The following is a 21,265-nucleotide window of genomic DNA, read 5'->3' on the forward strand; positions in this document are numbered from 1 at the left end:
TTCCCTTGATCCCTGTTTCACTCATCCGTTCTAACTGGGAACCTTCAACTATAAGTGATATCAGGAGGTACTCTTGTACGCGCCAGAACATCTGGGAAGCCATCTGCAACCCATTTCCGACATCGAGCTAATTCGCCTGTGGGTGGAGCGCAAATCCCCCCGCAGCAAGCGCTTTAGCTGGCAGGCGGCCAACCGTTTTCGGCTGTTTGTAGAAAAACCGCTGGCAGAAGTGACTCTGACTGATGTCGAGACTTTCGCCGCAGCCATGAGATCTCGCAAACTTGCACCCGGTTTCTACAAGCAAACCTTGCTAGCGCTGAAATCGCTGTTCGCCTTCGGCCAGCAAACGGGAATCTTGCCCGCAGCCATCCCTCTGCACGGGTGGCCGGTGCGGCAGCGCAGGCAAATGTCCAAACGCCTCCGTTTTAGAATCTCTTGGACTTTGTTAATCTGTTTCTGCTTTTTTTTGGGTCGAATGACGCCGAGACTGTGGGGGCAATCGGTCTCGGCAGAAAGCTCGCCCGCCCCGAAACGCCTGCAGGAAGTTGCGGCGATCGATTCACCAGACAAAGGAGAGGATAACATCGAGCGCGATCGATCACCGGAAACTGCAACCCTGAATTCACCAGATCGCAGACTCGATAGCATCGGGCCCGAACGTCGAGTCAAAGCCTTTCTCGACACCATCGCAGCCGCCGAAGGAACCGCTAGCCTCGACGGCTACCGCACCCAGTACACCGGTACGAAATTTGTCAGCTTTCAAGATCATCCCAGGGAAATGAGGTGCGGCCGCCGCTACGGCAAAAAACTCTGTTCCGACGCAGCGGGGCGATATCAGTTTCTCAGCACAACTTGGGACAGATTTGCCAAAAAATTTGGCGTCCGCGATTTCAGCCCAGAAAATCAAGATTTGATGGCTATAGAGTTAATCCGAGAAAAAGGTGCATTAGAAGATATAGAAGCGGGTCGATTGGAGTCAGCAGTTAGAAAACTCGCTTACATCTGGCCTTCTTTTCGGCGTTATGGCGGTTCCGTGGAATCCTCAATGCCCAAACTCGAAGCAATGTACCTGCAAAATTTGGGGATTTACCGCCAAGGATTGATTGTTCGCAATTAGTAAACAGTCCCATGACGAGTTTAGATTGGGGTTTGGCAATTTTGGATTAAATTTTGACATCCAAAATTAAAAATGGGGGAGTTATGGGTGATGTCTATTCTTCGGAAATTTTAAAATTAGGCTAATTTTCCATCTTCCATGTGAACGATGCGATCGGCAATATCCAAAATTCGGTTATCGTGGGTTACTAACAAAATAGTACAGCCCTGTTCTTTGGCAAGTTGCTGCATCAAATTCACCACTTCGCGACCGGATTTGCTGTCCAGGGCGGCTGTTGGTTCGTCAGCTAAAACAATTTGCGGTTGACTGACCAAAGCGCGGGCGATCGCAACTCTTTGTTTTTGTCCTCCCGACAAATCATCTGGATAATAGTTAATCCGCTGTTCCAGTCCTACTAACTCTAGCATTTTTGCAGAGCGATCGCGCATTTGAGAACGCGACAAATTCCCATGAACTTCCAAACCCATCTGCACGTTTTGCAGCGCCGTCAAACTGCGGTGCAAGTTGTGCGCCTGAAAAATATAGCCTATTTTGCGCCGCGCCTTTACCAATTCGTCTGAACTCGCTTTGCACATTTCTTGACCGATAATTTTGAGACTTCCCGATTGACCGGATCTCAGCCCGCCAATCAAAGTTAAAAGCGTGGTTTTTCCCGAACCGGAAGGCCCCGTCATTAGTACGATTTCACCTGCTTTAATTTCGAGATTAATGTCAAAAAGTACCTGTTTTCGCAGTTGACCTTGACCGAAGTAGTGGTCGAGTTGGTGCGCGGAAATTATAGGTGCAGGAATCTGTAATGTGTTTGTTGTTGGATACAGAGTAGTAGAGTTCATAACTTTTTGGTTTGAGGTTTTAGATTAGAGAATAAATCCCTCTAGTCGCCGATAATGCAGAGAAGAAACTAGAGAAGGATTACAAAAAATATGTGGAGAGTTAGGACTTTATACAAAATCTGGATTTAATACCCCCTTAATTCTTTAGTCCGCGCAGGCGAACTTCGTTTGTTTAGTAGCGGTTTCAACCGCCGAATATTATAAACTGATTCATTTTCCCTTAAAACATATCTGCTGGATCTGCTGCTTGCAGCTTGCGAGTAGCAATTGCTCCCGAAATAGTGCACATAATCACGTTCAAAAGTAATACTATAAATGCTCTAAGCAGCGTCATATAAAGCGGTAAATTTGTGGCGTTGCGAGTTAAAGAGTAAAGCCCAAAAGAAACTCCTACTCCCGGCAAAAAACCGAGGACGGAAAGAATTAGAGCTTCTTCAAAAACGATGCCGAGTAAATAAACATTGCGGTAGCCCATCGCTTTGAAAGTAGCGTATTCTCCCATGTGGTCGCTGACATCGGTTGAGAGAACTTGATAAACAATAATGACACCAACTACAAAACCCATCGCGACGCCTAAATTAAACACAAAGCCGATCGCAGTATTCTTAGCCCAATAGTTTTTCTCAAAATCGATAAATTCTTGTTTGGTTAGTACCTTGACATCCGGTGGTAAATATGATTTCAAAACTTGTTGAACTTCCACGGGGTCAGCACCCGGTTGCAGTTGAATTAATCCAGCATTAACACTCGCGGCGTTTTGTCTGGGAAACAGGCGCAGGTAATTTTGATCGCTAGTCATCAAAATACCATCGGCGGCAAAAGATGCTCCAACTGTGAATAAACCGCTGACGTTAATCGTGCGCCGCTCGACCTCAGCTTTAACGGCTTTTCCTTCAGCGATTTGTGCGATCGTTCCTTGGTACTCTCCCCTAGAAGCTCGATCGAACAACACAGTATCCGGCAATTTAATCGCGCTCAAATTTTGGTTGACTTCTGGAAGCGCAAACGCCGGGTGGTTGGGATTGAAACCGACCACCATCAGCGACGTTTCGCGCCGAGTTTCGGGATTTTTCCAGTTAGCAATTTTCACGTAAAGTGGCTCGGCTGATTTCACGCCCGGTACGTTCATTGCTTGATACAATCTACGTCTGGGGAAGGAAGACAAATTAATCAAATTTCGCGCTTGGGGGTGAATCAAAACTAAGTCTGTTTCCAAGCTTTGGTGCAGCCGCGTATTGCTGGTGTAAAGCGCATTTTGAAAGCCCAACTGCATGAACATCAAAACGTCAGCAAAGGCAATTCCTGCTACTGCAACCAGCATTCGCCCTTTGTCGTGACTCAGTTGCAGCCATCCGAGGGAAGTTCTGCGTCTTAATTGTTGTAAGGGTTTTATGAGTCCAATCATAGGATTTTAGATTTTAGATTTTGGATTTTGGCTTGAAGAAAGCGATGCTGCGGTTTAAGACTTCTTAATCTTTAATTTCCCCGATCGCCACTTTGACTTGCAAATTAGTTAATCCCGCTACTTTCTGGCTGGAAGCTTCATCTAAGCGCACTTTTACTTCCACAATTCGACCATCAATATTCGCAGAAGGATCGGTGTTAACAATGTTTTGCCGCTGCACTTGCAAACCAATATGTTCGACAGTTCCCCGCAATTCCCCGGTCAAAGCATCGCTAGTAATTTTGGCGGTTTGTCCGAGGCGTACTTTGTCCACATCGCTTTCGTAGATTTCCGCAACAGCCAGCATCTCGCGGGTTTGTCCCAGTTCGACAATGCCGTCGTTTCCCACCCTTTCCCCCGGATGCGTATGAATTTTCAGGACTTGGGCGTCTCTGGGAGCACGGATGTAAGCTAGATCCAGATTGGCTTTGGCGCCTTTGGCTGCTGAAGCGGCGGAACTGACTTCGGCGGCGGCTGCTGCTATGTCAACGGGGCGTACTTCGGCGATGCGATCGAGATTTGCCGCGGCTTCATTAATCTGCTGTTGTCGAGATTCCTGAATTTGGCTGAGTTTGGCTTGGGCTTCGTTAATTTGCTGTTGGCGAGATTGCTGAATTTGATTCAATTTGGCTTGGGCTTCGTTAATTTGTTGTTGGCGGGATTCCTGAATTTGATTTAGTTTTGCCTTTCCTTCGTTGAGTTGCTGTTGAGTTGTTTCGGCGGCGAGGCTTTTGCTGTCGCTAGTTGAGGCGGAAATTGCTCCCTGTTCATAGAGTTGGGAGTAGCGCTGATCCTCGCTTTGGGCGTTGCGGAGTTCGGCTTGTAGGCGGGCAATTGCGGCTTTTTGAGTTTGAATTTCTCCTTGCTGTTCGGCCCTGATGCGGGCAATTGTGGCTTGTTGCGCTGCAATTTCGGTGCTGCGATCGACTTCTAGGCGGCTGACGATCGCCTGTTGCGCTGCGATCTCGTTGCTGCGATCGGCTGATAAACGGCTAATAGCCGCTTTTTGGGCTTGAATTTCGCCGTTTTTGGCTCCTGCTTTCACTTTTGCTAGATTTGCCTCGGCGACGCGCACTTGTTCTTGAGCTTGGTCGAGGGCGGCTTGCAGGCGATCGCGGCTGTCCAAAATTGCGATCACTTGGCCTGTTTTCACCCTGTCTCCCTCTTTCACCAAAAGTCGATCGATCCGGTTTCCTTCCGTCGCACCGGAGGCGGAGACTTTAATTACTTCTCCTCTGGGTTCGAGTCGCCCCAAGGCTGTAACTGTGGTTAATTGGGATGCTGTGACGGCTGCTGCTGCGGCTACTGCGTTGGGATCGGGTATGCGCGATCGCCAGATCGTGTAGCCTGTGGTTCCCGCTGCCCCCAAGGCTGCTACTGCTGCCACAACTAGGAGTTGTTTAACTAGGGATGGAGTTGAGGATAAGCCGTCCGCTGTTGCCCGGTGTACCATGACATACCTCTTTGTGAGAAATAAAACTAAACGGTTTAGTTCTGATGTGTCTTAATACTAAACCGTTCAGTATAATGATGTCAAGAGCCCAAATAAAAATTACAGAAGCAAGGTATGGCAAGGACAAAACCCAGCGAACCAGACAGCGCCGCAGCAAGTGACAAAACCGAGCAAATCCTGCAAGGTGCGATGCAAGAATTTTTAACTCACGGCTACGCGGGGACGAGTATGGACAAGGTAGCGAAGACGGGAGGAGTTTCCAAAGCCACCGTTTACAGCTATTTTCAAGATAAAGAGGGATTGTTTGCGGCTTTGGTACAGCGGCTGGCGCGAGAAAAAGTCAATTTTACAGTTCTGGATGAAGAACCGGCCGTAGCGCTACGATTCGTTGCCACAAATATATTGGATCAGGCGACCCACGAACCAGCATTTCTCAATTTTGTGAGGTTAGTGATTGCGGAGTCGGGGCGTTTTCCCCAGCTAGCGCAGACTTTTGTGAAAAACTTAGCTAAACCAGGGATCGATCGGCTAGCGGAATATTTGGCATCGCATCCAGAGTTAAAATTGCCCGATGCGGAGGCAACGGCGCGCATTTTTATTGGATCGCTGGTATATTTTCAGTTAATGCAGGAGATGATGCACGGTAAAGAGATTGTGCCAATGGAGCGCGATCGACTGATCGACGGTCTGCTGCACTTGATTTTAGGCCCGCAGTCCAATTCCTAAGTGCGATCGACAGAATCTAGGAATTTTATTTGAGAATGATTTAAATGCCATAAAGAGCGAGATCCCTTTATGGCTGCGATCGCAGGTTCTATTCAGGTGTTTTCCCTAACCTTTCCCTCAATTCCTCAGCCGATAACTGTGGCAGTTGTTCTACAAACAATGTCAATTCTGCTACAGGCAATGCCAATAAATTAGTAACGGCTGTAGGCAGAATATCGCCCAATTCAGGCGATCGCATTTGCAAGACACTTTCAGCCAACAATTTAACTGCTGCTTCCCGCCCAGATTCATCGACTGTCAGCATCGATATTGCCAGCAACAGCACTGTAAATTCCGCCGCAGCCAACTTTGATATTAAAGATAGAAAAGCAGTCATTTTGGGACTTAATTCTCCAAATCTAACTCGCAGAAAATTTTCTAAAATTAAGCGCTGTTGTTCTTGCCTGCCTCGTTCTAGTCCTTCTTCTAGTCCCTGTTCTAGTCCTTCTTCTCTAGCTTGTTGCTGTGCTGCTTGTATTTGTTGTTGAAAAAGTGGTGTAATGGCCATAATTAACTCCCGCTCTTCTGGCTCTAATTCTTGTGGCACATTGGTTACTAAATTTGACTGTAACCGATACAGCAATTCTAGCGCGATAATCCGCAACGGATCATCTGTTGCTAAAGCGCTTAATTGGGAAATAGCCCTTTGCTGCACTCCCCCTTTGCCCAAAATCCTCAACCACAGAGTTTCTGGAGTTTCGGGCAACTGGTGAATCGCCACAATTGCAGTCCGCAAAGATTCACCCAAAAAATAAATTCCCTGCATCCAATTCTCTGTGTCTGGTATCGCATTAAAGCTATCTACCAATGCTTTCGATGCTGTGGGCATCAAAATCCACAGTTTGGGTAACTGAGCGTCATCATAGCGAGTATTTTCTCTCCTAAATTTTCGCTCCAATTCACCTCGCACGTCCAATAACTTACCCAGACAGCTACAAATTTCGCTGACGTTTGCCGGATTGCGAAAGGGTTCAAAAATAGCCGTTGTGTTTGCCATTTTTCCCAACAATCCCAGGGTTTCTGAGTATTCGGGAATTGCGTTGCTGGGAGTGAAATAAACATCGATTTCTCGAACTTCGGAAGTCACATCGCGGCCGATATTCACCGTTCCGATCGGCGACAGCAATTCCTCCAGGTATTCTTTGGCAAAGAGATCGTGAATAAATCGCGTCATAATAAATTATTTCAAACAGTAAATATATCTTTTAGCCGTTTTCTCACCCATTCTACAGGATTTTCATCCTCTTCTGCTGCATCTACCAATTCCATTTGTCGCAATAATTGCTGTCTATCGCTGAGTTCTTCTTTGTGTTTGACTATTTCTTTAATAATCTGTTCTGATAAATCCGGTCGTTCAGTTAAAACTTTCTGAAAACCTTCTTTATTGATGGCAAACAAAATTGTTTCTTCCAAAGCTCTTACCGAAGCAGTTCTGGGGATTCCCAACATTAAAGAAAGCTCCCCCAAAAACTGACCACTACCGAGGTTATTCAGATGTTTGTTAATAGCTTCTACAAAAACTTCTACTGAACCAGAAAGAATCATGTAAAAAGCATCTCCGGGGTCGTTTTCGTGAAACAAATATTCTTGCGATCGCAGCCGTTTGCGGTATCCAACTTCAATCAATTGCCGCAATTCAAGATCAGTCAGAGTTTCAAAGTATTCCACCTCTCGCAGCAAACAGCTAAGAGAAGATTGCTTTTTCAGTTTCTCTGCAAAAATTGGGGGTTTTTGCTCATTTTCCGAGTAACTGTTCGGGAGGTCAATTGCAGTTTCTTTTTTGTTGAACATTGACAACAGAACTTCGGGGTTTTGCAAATAAATTTCTCGGTCATTGAACGGGAATTCTATTTTTTGCTGGCGGAAATTGTATTCAATTGCAAAATTCAAAGAACTTTTAATTAATTCTATTTCAATCGGTCTGTCCGTCCACACTAAAAGTTCAAATTTAAAACTATCATCACCAAACTCGACAAACAATACTTTCGGATTCGGTTCGTACAAAACTCCTGCTTCCGCGTAAGCAATATTTAACAGAGTTTCTGTCACTAACAGCGGGTTACTATTTTCGGCTACTTCTACGGGAACTCGCAGACACAGTAGGGAGTTTTCGTAACTCCAGTTAACAATTTTGTTGCTAATCATTTTGCTGTTGGGAACTATGACGCTAGAGTCCTCAGTGGTTTGGATGATGGTCGATCGAATCGAGATTTTTTTGACTATTCCCATTAATCCTTCTAATTCCACAAAGTCTCCGACTTTCACAGGTCTGTCTAAAAGCAGTGTTAAGCCGCTGACAAAATTAGTTGTTAAATCCTGGATGCTGAAGCCGATTCCGACTCCCAATCCCCCCGCAACTACTGCAAAAGAAGCGAGGTTGAAGCCGATGATTTGGATGGCGACGATCACTCCCAAAGCTACCATTAAATACCCAATAATTACTGAGATCGCTTCCCGGTTTCCCTCGTCAATTCCCAGTCTGACGAGCAAGCGTTCTTTAAGAAAGTTCGTAAAATATCGTGCTATGACAAGGATAGCCATAAACAATACAATCAGTTCCACCAGTGACTGCAGCGATACAGGATTCTCACCTATTTTAAATAGGGTTGCTGTAAATATTTGGGATAGCTGTGTCCATACTTCTTCTGGTATTGTATTAAAATCCAATTCCGACCATAAGGTTTTTTGTGTTGTCATTTTTTAAGTTGGTAGTAGTAAACATAAAGTCCTCAGTGCCCAATTTAAAAATAAAATCCTGAAGTCTTTATCACAAATTTTAGCCTATTTTGGTAAAAAAAAATGAAGTCTTTACATATATATGTGGTTCCTCATACTACGCAGTTATCCCTATTGCGAATTTTTCGGATACCTTGTCTTCGCAGACCTGTGGTTATTGTGCCACTTTTTCGCGAGACGAGATCCGACTCATCTATTATTAAAGCGAACCCTCTATAGCAATCCTCGCATCATTTGTGAATTTCTTACTCCCTCCCTTTACCAAGGGGAGGGTTGGGGTGGGGTAAAAAAATTACGACTCCTGCAAGGATTGCTATATTAAATTTATTCAACATTAACTCTATGCGATTTTATCATACTCTCGACTAATTATTTTTGGAAGTCCCGTTATCAACTTAAGCAGGGATTATTCAATGACTCTTTAAGTGGACAAGTCAAATATCCAAGTCTTACAATGACTTTAACTGGTGGGAGAGATATTGCTATTACTCTGCCAGTGGCGTCCGTCTTGTGTATATCTAAGTAAAAATTTAACGGATCTAGCTAAAATTGATAACGTTCCAAGAATACTTGGCCTTCTACCGATATGGGGGACAAATTATAACTTAATTGCATTTGTCAATCCGTAAATTTACTGAAAATATTGCTTTGCTTATTTAGGAGTGGAAAATTGGCGATTTGGGGATGGTGGGCATAAATATGGCGAGGCGATCGCCATGATTGCTCGATCGCCCAAATCTAAGTTCTCCACCCCCAATCTGAGTAAATGCTGAGCCTAAGTGCTGATTGACAAACGCTTCCCTAGCTTATGTTGTCACCAATGTTCTACCAATAGGATTGATTAGGAATAGAATTGATGAGTAATAGAAATACTTGGCGATACATCCGAATAATTAAGGGAAATAGTATCGCAAGGGATACATATATCGCAGATTGAAAGCCTAATGGTCGCGCTACTGAACGTTTTTTTCAGTACCCAAATAGGATAAAACGAAAACGTTGCGATCGCCCAATTGGACAGAAGTTGTAGAATAAAAGCTGAAATGCACGAGCCAACATGAGCAAATTCCCACCAAAGAAAACCCAACCGCCACAGCAAGAGAGCACAACAGCACAGGTATTGCGACAGGCTCACTTCGACGCTTTTTTTGCTGCTGCGAATGCCGGACTGATGATTTTAGACCGCCAACTTCGGTACGTCCAAATTAACGAAGCTATGGCAGAGCTCAATGGCATTTGTGTGGCAGATCATATTGGTAGGTCGCTGTGTGAAGTGCTGCCAGAATTGGCTGCGACTCTGGGACCAATCTTGCAAGAAATTCTGGATACGGGCAAGCCAATTCTCGACTATGAAGTAGTGGGTGAAACTCCGAGACAACCGGGAATCCTGCGCTACTGGCAAGCATCTTACTATCCTTTGCGGGATGAAAATGACCTGGTTTTTGGTGTTGGTGCCCTTGTGATTGAAATTACCGCTCGCAAGCGGGCAGAACAAAAGCAGGCACGACTGACGGCAATTTTGGAAGCAACTTCCGACTTAGTAGAAGTTTATGATGCGGCTGGGCATAGCGTCTATCTCAACAAAGCCGGACAGGAAATGCTGGGGATGTCCCCAGAAGAAGCACGCTCTTCATTTAGTATAGATTCTGTGTTAGCTCCCTCGGCAAGGGCAAAATTCCACAACGATATAATTCCCACCGCCTTGCGAGAGGGTAGGTGGGCTGGTGAAATCCTATTTTTGTCACGCGATGGGGAAGAAATTCCAGTCTCTCAGGTTTTGATCGTTCACAAAACCGAAGCGGGCGAAGTTGAGTTTATCTCCACTATTGTGCGGGATATTCGCGATCGCAAAAAAGCAGAGGAAGAACGACAATTACTGGCTACCACGATCGAGAATAGCCGTGACTTTATAGGCGTGGCCTCAATGGATGGTCGCCCTATACTCGTGAATCAGGCTGGTCTGGATTTGGTGGGACTCAGTAGTTTGGAGGAAGCCAGAACCAAACACATGAACGATTTCTTCATGCCAGAAGATCTGGAATTCATACAACAGCGCGTCCTGCCTACTCTAATGCAAGAGGGGGATTGGCGGAGCGATTATCGCTTCAGACATTTCGTAACGGGTCAACCCATCCCGTTAGATTACACTCTATTTCTGGTCAAACACCCGCAGACTAACGAACCCATAGGGATTGCCACTGTATCGCGGGATATTCGCGATCGCAAAACCGCAGAAGATGTCCTGAAACAAAGTGAAGAAAGATTTCGTTCTTTAACCGAAGCCACTGCTCAAATTATTTGGATCTGCAATGCGGACGGCGAAATGGCGATCGAGCAACCTACTTGGAGTGCATTTACAGGAGAGGCCTTTGATAATTACAAGGGTTGGGGCTGGCTAGACACAATACATCCAGATGATCGCTCCTATATTGCCACTGCCTGGTCAACGGCTGTTGCCAATCGATCGTTCTATGAAGCTGAATTCCGTATGCGTCGCTATGACGGGGAATATCGCTACATTAGTTGTCGTGGTGTCCCAATTCTGAATGCGGATGGTTCAATTCGGGAATGGATTGGGGCTAATACAGATATTACCGATCGCAAACAAGCTGAAGAAGCTCTGCGCCAACAGCAAGCTGCGCTGCGCGATCGCAACGTCTTGCTGAGCTCTATTTTGGAAAGTACGCCAGACATAATTGTGGTTAAAGACCGGGAAGGCCGATATGTTGCCATTAATTCCTTTGTGGCAAACTTCTTCTTTGACGGTAAACCCATAGAGGAGATTGTGGGTAAAGATGATTCGGAACTGATGCCCCCGGAGGCGGCCGTTCCAATAATGGCAAAAGACCGCGAGATTATGGAAGCAGGCACTACTGAAACCTATGAAGAAGAAATTTATAATGGTGAGACCAGCAATTATTTTTTAACCACAAAATCCGCTTGGCGGGACGCTCAGGGCAATATTATCGGCCTTATCGCCATAGCACGAAACATTAACGATCGCAAACAAGCTGAAACTGAGCTGCGCGATCGCAACGCACTGCTAAACTCTATTTTGGAAAGTGCGCCCGACTTCATTGTTGTTAAAGATCGGGAAGGGCGTCATATTGCCCTTAACTCGAATTTGGCAAACTTCTTTGGCAAGCCAATGGAGGCAATCATCGGCAAAGATGATTTGGAATTACTGCCGCCTGAGAGTGCCCGTGCAATTATGGCGAAAGATCGCCAACTCATGGCAGCAGGCATCAGTGAGACTTACGAGGAAGAGGTCTCTGACGGTGAAAAAACCGCGACTTTTTTCACTACAAAAGCTCCTTGGCGGGATGGTAATGGTAATATCTTGGGCATCATCGCCACCACACGAGATATTACCGATCGCAAACAAGCTGAAGAAGCTCTGCGCCATCGCAATGCACTGCTAAACTCTATTTTGGAAAGTACACCCGACTTCATTGTTGTTCAAGATCGAGAAGGGCGTTATGTTGCCATTAACTCCAATGCGGCAAACTTCTTGGGCAAGCCAAGTGAGGAAATCATCGGCAAAGATGATTGGGAATTACTGCCTAACGCTGCCCGTGAAATGATGGCAAAAGATCGTCAAATCATGGCAACAGGAATCACTGAGACTTACGAGGAAGATATCTCTTCTGATGAAACCCCTAGGACCTTTTTAACTACAAAAGCTCCTTGGCGGGATGCTAATGGCAATATCCTCGGCCTGATCGCCACAACACGAGATATTACCGATCGCAAAAAAGTCGAGCAAACACTCCGTCAAACCCTAGAAATACTGGACTTAGCCAGCGATAGTATCATTATTCGGGATATGGATGACCGGATCATATACTGGAACCAAGGTGCAGAAAAGCTCTATGGTTGGACAAAAGTGGAAGTAGTAGGGCAGTACATTCACACCTGCTTGGAAACAGCCTTTCCTAAACCGTTAGAAATCGTAAGGGCAGAGTTTTTCCAGCAGGGAAGTTGGGAAGGAGAAGTGCAGCACACCACCAGTGATGGTCGCCAGATTATTGTGGCAAGTCGCTGGACATTACAGCGCGATGGGGAAGGGAAGCCTTGTGCCCAACTCGAAATTAATAATGACATTAGCGATCGCAAACTTGCCGAAGATGCTCTAAAACAAAGCGAAGAACGCTATCGTTCGCTGATCGCTGCTACGTCCCAAATGGTCTGGACAGCGGATGCTGAAGGAAGAAGCCCAGATCTACCGAGTTGGAGAGCTTACACCGGACAAATCGAAGCTGAAATGGTTGATTTGGGCTGGTTAGATGCAATTCACCCGGACGATCAGGAACGAACGAATCAGGTGTGGATGGAAGCAGTGCAAACGAAAACGCTGTTTGACATAGAATATCGAATCCGGGGAGCGGATGGAAACTATCGTTATTTTCAAGTAAGAGGGGTGCCAATTCTGAATGAAGATGGCAGCATCCGGGAGTGGGTTGGCACTTGTAGCGATATCCACGATCGCAAACAAGCGGAAGATGCTTTAAAACAAAGCGAAGAACGCTATCGATCGCTAATGGTTGCCACATCCCAAATCGTCTGGGCAACCGATGCTGAAGGAAGAGGCACGGATCTACAGAGTTGGAGAGCTTACACCGGGCAAACTGAAGCTGAAGTGCTTGGTTTAGGCTGGTTAGATCCAATTTATGCGGACGATCGGGAACGAACGAGTCAGGCCTGGATGGAAGCAGTGCAAACGAAAAGCCTGTTTGACATAGAATATCGAATCCGGGGAACGGATGGAAACTATCGTTATTTTCAAGGTAGGGGAGTGCCAATTGTGGATGAAAATGGCAACATCCGCGAGTGGATTGGTACTTGCAATGATATCCACGATCGCAAACTTGCCCAAGATGCTATCAAACAAAGCGAAGAACGCTATCGATCGCTAATCCTTGCCACGTCTCAAATTGTCTGGACGGGGGATGCTGAGGGGCGATGCCCGGATATGCCGACTCTGAGAGCTTACACCGGACAAACCGTAGAGGAAGTGGTTGGTTTTGGCTGGTTAGATGCAATGCACCCAGACGATCGCGAACGAACGGCTCAGGTATGGATGGAAGCAGTGCAAACGAGAAGCCTATATGACATAGAATATCGAATCCGAGGGGCGGATGGAAACTATCGCTATTTTCAAGGTAGAGGGGTGCCAATTCTGAATGAAGATGGCAGCATCCGGGAGTGGATTGGCACTTGTACCGATATCCATGATCGCAAACAAGCGGAAGATGCTATAAAACAAAGCGAAGAACGCTATCGATCGCTAACCCTTGCCATCTCCCAAATTGTCTGGACAACCGATCCTGAAGGAAGATGCCAGGATTCACCGAGTATGAGAGCTTACAACGGACAAACGGAAGCTGAGGTGGTTGGTTTTGGCTGGTTAGATACAATCCACCCGGACGATCGGGAACGAACAGTTCAGGTGTGGATGGAAGCAGTGCAAACGAGAAGCCTGTTTGAGATGGAATATCGAATGTGCGGAACGGATGGAAACTATCGTTATTTCCAAGCTAGAGGGGTGCCACTTCTGGATGAAGATGGCAGCATCCGGGAGTGGGTTGGCACTTGCATCGATATCCAGGATCGCAAACAAACAGAAATCGTACAGGAAAAAGCCAGGGAAGCTGCAGAAGCAGCTAGTCGGGCCAAAAGTGAATTCCTTGCTAACATGAGCCACGAGTTGCGGACTCCGCTTAATGGCATCATGGGGTACGCGCAGATTCTTCAGCGTTCCAAAGTGTTGAATGAAGAAGAGCGATCGCGCATTGATGTTATTTATCAGTGCGGTTCGCATTTACTAACGTTAATCAATGATATTCTCGATTTGTCGAAGATTGAAGCACAGAAAGTGGAACTAATGCCCACAGATTTTCATTTCCCGGCGTTCCTGCAAGGTGTAGCAGAAATGTCTCGCATCCGAGCTGAAATTAAGGGAATTCACTTTCATTTTCCATCCAGCCCAGAACTCCCGATCGGTATTCGTGCGGATGAAAAACGCTTGCGACAAGTGTTATTTAATCTTTTGAGCAACGCTATTAAATTTACGGATGAGGGCAGTGTTACTTTTATAGTCAGTTTTGCAACAGAAGGAAAAATTCGCTTTGAAGTACGCGATACAGGTACCGGCATTGCCCAAGAGCAACTCGAAGCTATCTTTCAGCCCTTCGAGCAGGTTGGAGATCGCAGACGGCAGACGGAGGGCACTGGGCTGGGATTGGCAATTAGCCAAAGGATTGTAGAACTAATGGGCAGTACCATTCAGGTTCAAAGTGAGATGAATGTTGGCAGTATTTTCTGGTTTGATGTTAGTCTGCCTCAAGCCGATGAATGGGTAAAAACGTCTCAAATCGACCATCACGGGCAGATTATCGGCATCAAAGATTGCCAACCTAAGATTGTGGTTATTGATGACAAATGGGCTAACCGTTCGGTAATTAACAATTTGCTCAGTCCGATCGGCTTTGAGGTGTTTGAAGCGAACGATGGGCTGGAAGGCTGGGAAAAGATTATAGAGGTGCAGCCAGATTTAATCGTTACCGACTTATTAATGCCCGAACTAGATGGCTTCGAGGTAATTAAGCGGGTTCGAGAATCGGAAAATTTCAAAGACACCGTGATTATTGTTTCTTCTGCCAGCGTATTTGAAACTGATCAATACAGAAGTTTAGAGGCAGGAGGCAACGCCTTTATTCCCAAACCTGTTCAGGCAACAGAACTCCTGCAAAAATTGCAACAGTATCTTCATTTGGAATGGGTTTACGAAGCTAATGAAGAGCCACTGGCGATCGCCTCAGACACCAATGAGCTAATTGCCCCGCCAGCTAAAGAAATGGAAATGCTCTACGAGCTGGCTATGAAAGGAAATTTCCTAGAAATAGTTAAGCAGGCGGTATTACTTGAAGAAATAGATACCCAATACATTCCCTTTGCTAAAAGATTGCATCAAATGGCAAAGGACTTTCAAGACGAAGAGCTTTTAACGTTTATTGAGTCCTACAAGTAAGGTTTATGAATTTAGAAATTCAAGCAAATGGTACGATTCTTATAGTTGATGACAATTCAGCCAACTTGGGTGTCTTATCTGATGCCTTAAGTCAGGAAGGATTTGAAGTTCGGGTTGCGAAATCTGGAAAGATGGCACTAGAGCGAGTCAAATATGCTCTACCGGATCTCATCTTGCTAGATGTCATGATGCCAGAGATTGATGGATTTGAAACCTGTCGTCGATTACAGGCTAATCCAGAAACTAAACAAATTCCCATTATATTTATGACTGCTCTCTCGGATACGGCTAATAAAGTTGAGGGGTTTAAGCTTGGGGCTGTAGATTATATTACCAAACCCTTCCAACAAGAGGAAGTATTAGCTCGCGTCAAGCTGCATTTAAAGCTTCATGTTCTAGCTGACAAATTAGAAGAAAAAAATACCTTATTGGAGCAAAAAGTTTTAGAAGTTAGCCAAGCCTATGATGATTTACAACAAATGCAACTTAAGTTAATCCAAAGCGAGAAAATGTCCGGATTAGGGCAAATGGCGGCTGGGATTGCTCATGAAATAAATAACCCTATAAATTTCATATCTGGCAATCTGGGTTATGCCCAAGAGTACGCTCATAACTTACTAAAAATTATACACCTATATCAAGAAGATTATGTAAATCCCACCCCTCGGATTCAAGCAGCTATGGATGAAATAGAACTGGAATTTGTGGAGGAAGATTTTATCAAAGTTCTTAACTCAATCAACTTAGGAACGCAGCGCATCCAGGAGATTGTCAAGTCTATGCGAATTTTTTCTCGCTTAGATGAGGCAGAGGTAAAAGCTGTAAATATTCATGAAGGGATTGATAGTACACTCACCATTCTGCATCATCGTTTAAAAGCAAGACCAGATCATCCTGAGATTGAACTAATAAAAAAGTACGGTCAGCTTCCACCAGTAGAATGCCATGCCGGACAATTAAATCAAGTGTTCATGAATATTATTTCCAATGCGATTGATGCTTTAGAGGAATCTAATCAGGAGCGTTCCTTTGCAGAAATTAAACAACACCAAAACCGCATTCAAATTGCTACAAAAGTAATTGACGATAATTGGGTTGCTATTTATATTAGTGACAATGGTCGGGGAGTTTGCGAAACTTTACAACAGAAAGTATTTGACCCTTTTTTTACCACCAAACCTATCGGTAAAGGGACTGGGTTGGGGTTATCTATCAGTTACCAAATTATTGTTGAAAAGCATGGGGGCAGATTATACTGCCAGCCTGGATTAGGAAAGGGAATAGAATTCGTCATTGAAATTCCTATTCGGCAACAAGCTTGTAAAGCTGCTTAGTTTCCCGGTACAATGTCTCTTACGAACTTTTGTTGATTTCTCGCTGATAGCGGGGATGACAAGGTGTTCCCGTGCAAACAAAGCTAGCTGGCATATTTTTAAAGACGCTGCTGCGAGCTCCGATTAAAGCGTTAGCACCGATTTCTACACCAGGGCCAATGAAGCAGTCGGCGGCAATCCAAACGCCGTTATTAATGATCACAGGTGCTGTTATTAAGCCAAAGGCTTGGTCTTGAGGGTTATGAGTGCCGGTGCAGAGGTAGCTTTTTTGAGAAATGACGCAGTGTTTGCCGATCGCAATTCGATCGAGACTGTACAATACAACATCATCTCCGACCCAACTGTAGTCTCCAATTGCAATTTTCCAAGGATAGGTAAAACGAGCCGTGGGGCGAATGAGCACACCCCGACCTATTTTCGCTCCAAATAACCGTAGCAACCCGCTTCTGATGCCGTTAAAAGGGTGTGGAGTGAGGGGAAATACGATCGCCTGCACGAACCACCAAAGCAAAATTACCCAAGTAGGCTTTCCTCGATCGAACTTTGATTGATCGTAGCGGCGCAAATCAACTAAAGATTCGCCTGTGAAAGTATTTGCGTGATTGTCGCTAATTGGACGATCGTTTATTGGAGAATTTGGGGAATTTGCGATCGGATTTTCCGGATCTTGGTGCGGAGTTGGTATATAATCGGTCATTGATAGTTAATTTAATGTTTAATTTAAAATCGAGTTTAACCTTAAGGACTGCTGCATGACATTTCTAGTTAGGGACAATTTTGACTCGGAAAACGCCAAGGATATCGCACAATGCGAGAATACAAATCCCAGAATTGGCAAAGTGCGACTTTTACAAACAGCATTGGTACTGCTTAGCAGCTTTTTTGTAGCAGAGTTAATCGCCGCACTTAATTCTCATAGTTTGTCCCTATTAGCAGATGCGGGTCACGTCTTTTCAGATGTAGCAGCTTTAGCAATAACTTTGACAGCGACTTGGTACTCGTCACTTAAAAACAGAAGTAAAGCGGTGGATTGCGCGATCGCACAATCGTCAATCCCTGAAAGAGGAGAAATCATTGCTGCTTTAATTAATAGTATCAGTTTAGTGGCGATCGCCCTTTGGATTGCCGCAGAGTCGATCGGCCGGTTGCAGTCCCCAACTCCCGAAGTAGAAGGGCTGCCGATGTTAATTACCGCCATAGTCGGTTTAAGCATCAACTCGATTAATGCTTGTTGCTTGCATTCCTGCTGTCACGGCGACTTGAACCTCAAAAGCGCGTTTCTGCACGCAGTCGCCGACATTTTTTCGTCGGTTGGAGTAATTTTAGCTGCGATCGCCGTCGCGTGGCTGCACTGGAATTGGGCTGACGGCTTAATTAGCTTGCTAGTCTCTGCATCAATTATTTTATTAACTCTACCATTGCTAATCGAAAGCATCCAATTGCTGCTAGGAAAAGTATCAGCAATATCCGCAAGTCAACAGCCTTGTGATTGCGAAAAAGTGAGCGCCGAAAAATTGCTGTTCCCATCCCTAGAAGAACTTATTAAATGAAAATGTCTCAAGCCACTCGGTCGGGGCTGGCTTTCCTAATTCCCAATTCCCCCATGCCTCCAAAATATTAAGGCAATTTCACTTCTGTCTCCTGAGTGATAACTACTGGTGGCGACAGAGGCGGCTCAGGTTCTGCCACATTCAACTGACCGCCACAACAACGCAACTCGTAAAGTTTGGCATTAATTTGATACTCATATTGACTCAATAACCTTGCATAAATATAGCCAGCTTTTCCATCTAAAAAGCCGAGCTGAATGAAGTAAAATAAAATAAATCTGAGCATGGGTTTAAACGGCAGCCACACCCAAACTTTTTTGAGGAAGCGTTTCCGCTGGACTGCATCTCCAAATAAGTGAGCTCCAATAGTGCCACTGTCGTCGCGCCCTTCAATAATATTGTAATAAACGCGAGCTTCCCAATTAGAATAGCGGTTGTGCCGTTCTATCCAGTGAAATAAATCGCGGTAATCCTCGTGGATCATGTCATTTTTTAAGTAGCCGACTTGACCAGCTAAAATCACGTGTTCGTGAACTTCGTTGTCGCCAGTATTGGGGACGGATTCAGTGCCGAGGTTTTCGTAACGTCCTTTTTGATGCTTGAACAAACGCAAATTCCAGTCGGGATATCGGCCGCCGTAACGCAGCCACTGACCTAAAAATAAGACTTTGCGGTTGAGGTAGTAGCCGTCAAAATTGGGGTCTTCGATCGCCCGCGCGATTTCGTCCCAAAGTTCTGGCGGAATGCGCTCGTCGCAATCGACAATTAATACCCATTCGTTGCGAAAGGGCAGGTTGTCCAAAGACCAATTTTTCTTTTTCGGCCAGCGGTTGTCGAAGTAGAATTGCACTACTTTTGCGCCGGTGCTGATGGCAATTTCCACCGTGCGATCGCTGCTTTGGGAATCAACCATGAAAACTTCATCCGCCCTGGCAATGCTGGCCAGACACGCAGGTAGATTAAGTTCTTCGTCTTTTGCCGGAATGAGAACTGAAACCGGAATCTTGGATGAACTAGATGTCATAATCGAGTGCTTGAACCTAAATGCGGTCGAGTTTTGGTGGATGAAGTGCGATCGGCACAGCCGCGCCGACGACTTGAGCAGCGAGGGATATTGCCTATAGCCTAATGCCTGCTGGTCGATTTCGGTGCAAGAATCAGGCCGCGGATGGCTGCGCTCAAATAACCGATTTGACCCCAGGCAAAAACGAAATTTTCAAAACGCAGCCCTGGATCTCTAATATATTTAAAAGACTTCCAGACACCCCTCAAGATTCTTTCACCCCCCCGCCCAAGCTGAGCAATACCGGCTCGATCGGACAATTGTTCGCGATAACACTCGCTGATGCCTTGCCACCACCCGCGCTCTAGAAACCAAGCTTTGTTGAGCCTTTCTGTCGCGACATTGTGCAGCACCAGGGCCTCCGGTAGATAAACTACTTGCCAACCTAACTCTAAAGCTAATTCTGTGGCCCGCAACTCTTCATTTGACAGCAACTTTTTGCCGACTCTACCGAGTTTGGCATCGAAGCCGCCAATTTTTTCGAGAAAAGCGCGCCGGATTGAGTAGTTTACTCCCCTGGGAGTCAAACCGGCAGCAGTCACGTACAGGCAAGTATCGCCTAAATCGTATGCTCCCAAGTTCTGGGCCAATCCCGGTGACAGCCATTCGGGCGGGCTGACTCCAGAAGGCCAGAGCAAATTGACTTTGCCACCAGCTACGGCGAGTTTTTGATTGCTTTGATAAGCGCTGTGCAGCACCCTGAGCCAATTCGGCTCAGCAATAGCGTCGTCGTCGAGATAAGCTAATATTTCACTGCGAGCTTGCTTTGCGCCTGTGTTCCGGGCTACTGACAGACCGATTTCGGGTTCCCAGACGTACTTGAGGCGCCGATCGCCCTGTCTTGTTTCTACCACCTCGCGGGTGCGCGAAATCGAACTTTCGGGGCTTGCATAATCGCTAGAAGCGTTATCCACTACTACTACTTCAAAGTTGTCGGGAAAATCCTGTACCAGCAAGCTGTCGATCGCCCCACCTAAATAGGCGGCGCGATTGTGGGTGCAAATAATCGCTGATATCTGAGGATGATCTGGCATAAATAACAGCTTGGGAAATACGGGGGTTCTCGATCGACTTACTCTGATATTGTCTCATCAATGCTATTATCGCTTAAAAAGCATTTGGCAGTTGGCCGTTTAAATCATAATGGGTAATGGGTAATGGGTAATTGGTAATTGGTAATGGATAATTGTGTTTAATCCTTTGTATGTGACTGCTGACTAATGACTGCTGACTAATGACTAATGAGTAACTCAGAACCCACCACATCGAGACAATTAATCTTAGTAACTGGGCCGGCCCGAAGTGGCAAAAGTGAATGGGCCGAAACTCTGGCGGCGGGTTTGGGAAAACAAGTAATCTATGTGGCTACCGGTCAGGTTGATGAAACGGATTTGGAGTGGCTTCGTCGCCTCGATCAGCACCGAAATCGCCGCCCAGTTGATTGGGCAACTATAGAAGTGCCGATCGAATTATCGGCCGTTGTGCGGGCCAGCAAGTCTTCAGATTGTTTGTTGATTGATTCCCTGGGAACTTGGACGGCAAATCTTTTGGAACAAGAAGCTGCTGTTTGGGCTACTACGCAGCAAGATTTGCTCGCCTGTTTGAAGTCGGCGGCGGCTGATGTAATTTTGGTAGGGGAAGAAACCGGATGGGGCGTTGTGCCTGCTTATCCGGCGGGGCGGCTGTTTCGCGATCGCCTCGGTACTCTCGTGCGCCACATCGGGGCGATCGCCGATAATGTTTATCTCGCCACCGGAGGTTACGCCTTGAATCTAAGCGCTTTGGGTACACCGCTGCCGCCCTTGAAAAATTAACAGCCGGAGTCGCGATCGACAAGAGAGAAAACATCTCGGTTTCCCGAACGACAATTTTAACTGAAAATCAGGTATAATTTTAACTAAGATTGAAAACTCAAGAGTCACAGAAATTAGTCAAAAAAC

At 45.8% G+C, this 21,265-nt stretch carries 15 protein-coding genes; 7 read left to right on the forward strand and 8 right to left on the reverse strand.

What is annotated here, in order from left to right:
* The first annotated feature begins 73 nt into the window (after nt 1-73).
* Nucleotides 74-1,117, forward strand: a complete 1,044-nt coding sequence (locus QUA36_RS11585) for a glycoside hydrolase family 104 protein (protein ID WP_333454760.1) — start codon at nt 74-76, stop codon at nt 1,115-1,117.
* 116 nt (nt 1,118-1,233) lie between these two features.
* On the opposite strand, the gene QUA36_RS11590 is transcribed toward QUA36_RS11585, so the two are convergent.
* The 3 genes from QUA36_RS11590 to QUA36_RS11600 all read right to left on the reverse strand — a co-directional run bounded on the left by QUA36_RS11590 (nt 1,234) and on the right by QUA36_RS11600 (nt 4,847).
* The gene (locus QUA36_RS11590; RefSeq protein WP_333457490.1) at nt 1,234-1,950 is read right to left on the reverse strand and encodes a DevA family ABC transporter ATP-binding protein; all 717 of its coding nucleotides are present in this window, start codon (nt 1,948-1,950) and stop codon (nt 1,234-1,236) included.
* Between the two features lie 220 nt (nt 1,951-2,170).
* Nucleotides 2,171-3,355, reverse strand: a complete 1,185-nt coding sequence (gene devC / locus QUA36_RS11595) for an ABC transporter permease DevC (protein ID WP_333457492.1) — start codon at nt 3,353-3,355, stop codon at nt 2,171-2,173.
* Between the two features lie 64 nt (nt 3,356-3,419).
* The gene (locus tag QUA36_RS11600; protein ID WP_333457493.1) at nt 3,420-4,847 is read right to left on the reverse strand and encodes an HlyD family efflux transporter periplasmic adaptor subunit; all 1,428 of its coding nucleotides are present in this window, start codon (nt 4,845-4,847) and stop codon (nt 3,420-3,422) included.
* Nucleotides 4,848-4,961: 114 nt separating this feature from the next.
* Between QUA36_RS11600 and QUA36_RS11605 the strand changes: the two genes are divergently transcribed.
* Nucleotides 4,962-5,573 carry a TetR/AcrR family transcriptional regulator gene (locus QUA36_RS11605; protein WP_333363696.1) on the forward strand — a complete coding sequence of 204 codons (612 nt, stop codon included), beginning with the start codon at nt 4,962-4,964 and terminating at the stop codon, nt 5,571-5,573.
* Nucleotides 5,574-5,661: 88 nt separating this feature from the next.
* On the opposite strand, the gene QUA36_RS11610 is transcribed toward QUA36_RS11605, so the two are convergent.
* Together QUA36_RS11610 and QUA36_RS11615 are read right to left on the reverse strand one after the other, a co-directional pair.
* A complete protein-coding gene (locus QUA36_RS11610; protein WP_333457495.1) occupies nt 5,662-6,786 on the reverse strand; it encodes a flagellar assembly protein H in 1,125 nt (374 codons plus the stop codon).
* 11 nt (nt 6,787-6,797) lie between these two features.
* A complete protein-coding gene (locus tag QUA36_RS11615; RefSeq protein WP_333161915.1) occupies nt 6,798-8,309 on the reverse strand; it encodes a mechanosensitive ion channel domain-containing protein in 1,512 nt (503 codons plus the stop codon).
* 1,096 nt (nt 8,310-9,405) lie between these two features.
* Between QUA36_RS11615 and QUA36_RS11620 the strand changes: the two genes are divergently transcribed.
* Both QUA36_RS11620 and QUA36_RS11625 read left to right on the forward strand, forming a co-directional pair.
* Nucleotides 9,406-15,378 (forward strand): PAS domain S-box protein, encoded by a 5,973-nt coding sequence (locus tag QUA36_RS11620; protein ID WP_333161913.1) that lies wholly within the window; start codon nt 9,406-9,408, stop codon nt 15,376-15,378.
* A 5-nt stretch (nt 15,379-15,383) separates the two neighbouring features.
* Nucleotides 15,384-16,712 (forward strand): response regulator, encoded by a 1,329-nt coding sequence (locus QUA36_RS11625; RefSeq protein WP_333457497.1) that lies wholly within the window; start codon nt 15,384-15,386, stop codon nt 16,710-16,712.
* Nucleotides 16,713-16,731: 19 nt separating this feature from the next.
* On the opposite strand, the gene hpsU is transcribed toward QUA36_RS11625, so the two are convergent.
* Nucleotides 16,732-17,409 carry a hormogonium polysaccharide biosynthesis acetyltransferase HpsU gene (hpsU, locus tag QUA36_RS11630; RefSeq protein ID WP_333457499.1) on the reverse strand — a complete coding sequence of 226 codons (678 nt, stop codon included), beginning with the start codon at nt 17,407-17,409 and terminating at the stop codon, nt 16,732-16,734.
* A gap of 55 nt (nt 17,410-17,464) precedes the next feature.
* Between hpsU and QUA36_RS11635 the strand changes: the two genes are divergently transcribed.
* On the forward strand, nt 17,465-18,262 hold the full coding sequence (locus tag QUA36_RS11635) for a cation diffusion facilitator family transporter (protein ID WP_333457501.1): 798 nt from the start codon (nt 17,465-17,467) through the stop codon (nt 18,260-18,262).
* Between the two features lie 67 nt (nt 18,263-18,329).
* Here QUA36_RS11635 and QUA36_RS11640 read toward each other — a convergent pair whose 3' ends face one another.
* Nucleotides 18,330-19,265 carry a glycosyltransferase family 2 protein gene (locus QUA36_RS11640; RefSeq protein ID WP_333457529.1) on the reverse strand — a complete coding sequence of 312 codons (936 nt, stop codon included), beginning with the start codon at nt 19,263-19,265 and terminating at the stop codon, nt 18,330-18,332.
* Here QUA36_RS11640 and QUA36_RS11645 point away from each other — a divergent pair.
* Nucleotides 19,174-19,386 carry a hypothetical protein gene (locus tag QUA36_RS11645; RefSeq protein WP_223300923.1) on the forward strand — a complete coding sequence of 71 codons (213 nt, stop codon included), beginning with the start codon at nt 19,174-19,176 and terminating at the stop codon, nt 19,384-19,386. The two genes, QUA36_RS11640 and QUA36_RS11645, sit on opposite strands and share 92 nt — an antisense overlap.
* Before the next feature lies 1 nt (nt 19,387).
* On the opposite strand, the gene QUA36_RS11650 is transcribed toward QUA36_RS11645, so the two are convergent.
* A complete protein-coding gene (locus QUA36_RS11650; protein ID WP_333457503.1) occupies nt 19,388-20,359 on the reverse strand; it encodes a glycosyltransferase family 2 protein in 972 nt (323 codons plus the stop codon).
* Nucleotides 20,360-20,566: 207 nt separating this feature from the next.
* Between QUA36_RS11650 and cobU the strand changes: the two genes are divergently transcribed.
* Entirely contained in the window at nt 20,567-21,139 is a 573-nt protein-coding gene (gene cobU, locus QUA36_RS11655) for a bifunctional adenosylcobinamide kinase/adenosylcobinamide-phosphate guanylyltransferase (RefSeq protein ID WP_333457505.1), read from the forward strand.
* Nucleotides 21,140-21,265 lie beyond the last annotated feature (126 nt).

The organism is Microcoleus sp. Pol10D4, assembly GCF_036701555.1.
Classification (GTDB): Bacteria; Cyanobacteriota; Cyanobacteriia; order Cyanobacteriales; family Microcoleaceae; genus Microcoleus.

Bases quoted from the DNA above. Each gene is read 5' to 3' on its own strand.
- QUA36_RS11645 (WP_223300923.1), top strand. From the start codon at position 19,174: ATGAAAACTTCATCCGCCCTGGCAATGCTGGCCAGACACGCAGGTAGA.
- QUA36_RS11590 (WP_333457490.1), bottom strand. From the start codon at position 1,950: ATGAACTCTACTACTCTGTATCCAACAACAAACACATTACAGATTCCT.
- QUA36_RS11620 (WP_333161913.1), top strand. From the start codon at position 9,406: ATGAGCAAATTCCCACCAAAGAAAACCCAACCGCCACAGCAAGAGAGC.
- QUA36_RS11625 (WP_333457497.1), top strand. From the start codon at position 15,384: ATGAATTTAGAAATTCAAGCAAATGGTACGATTCTTATAGTTGATGAC.
- QUA36_RS11615 (WP_333161915.1), bottom strand. From the start codon at position 8,309: ATGACAACACAAAAAACCTTATGGTCGGAATTGGATTTTAATACAATA.
- QUA36_RS11605 (WP_333363696.1), top strand. From the start codon at position 4,962: ATGGCAAGGACAAAACCCAGCGAACCAGACAGCGCCGCAGCAAGTGAC.
- hpsU (WP_333457499.1), bottom strand. From the start codon at position 17,409: ATGACCGATTATATACCAACTCCGCACCAAGATCCGGAAAATCCGATC.
- devC (WP_333457492.1), bottom strand. From the start codon at position 3,355: ATGATTGGACTCATAAAACCCTTACAACAATTAAGACGCAGAACTTCC.
- QUA36_RS11635 (WP_333457501.1), top strand. From the start codon at position 17,465: ATGACATTTCTAGTTAGGGACAATTTTGACTCGGAAAACGCCAAGGAT.
- QUA36_RS11650 (WP_333457503.1), bottom strand. From the start codon at position 20,359: ATGCCAGATCATCCTCAGATATCAGCGATTATTTGCACCCACAATCGC.
- QUA36_RS11610 (WP_333457495.1), bottom strand. From the start codon at position 6,786: ATGACGCGATTTATTCACGATCTCTTTGCCAAAGAATACCTGGAGGAA.
- QUA36_RS11600 (WP_333457493.1), bottom strand. From the start codon at position 4,847: ATGGTACACCGGGCAACAGCGGACGGCTTATCCTCAACTCCATCCCTA.
- cobU (WP_333457505.1), top strand. From the start codon at position 20,567: ATGAGTAACTCAGAACCCACCACATCGAGACAATTAATCTTAGTAACT.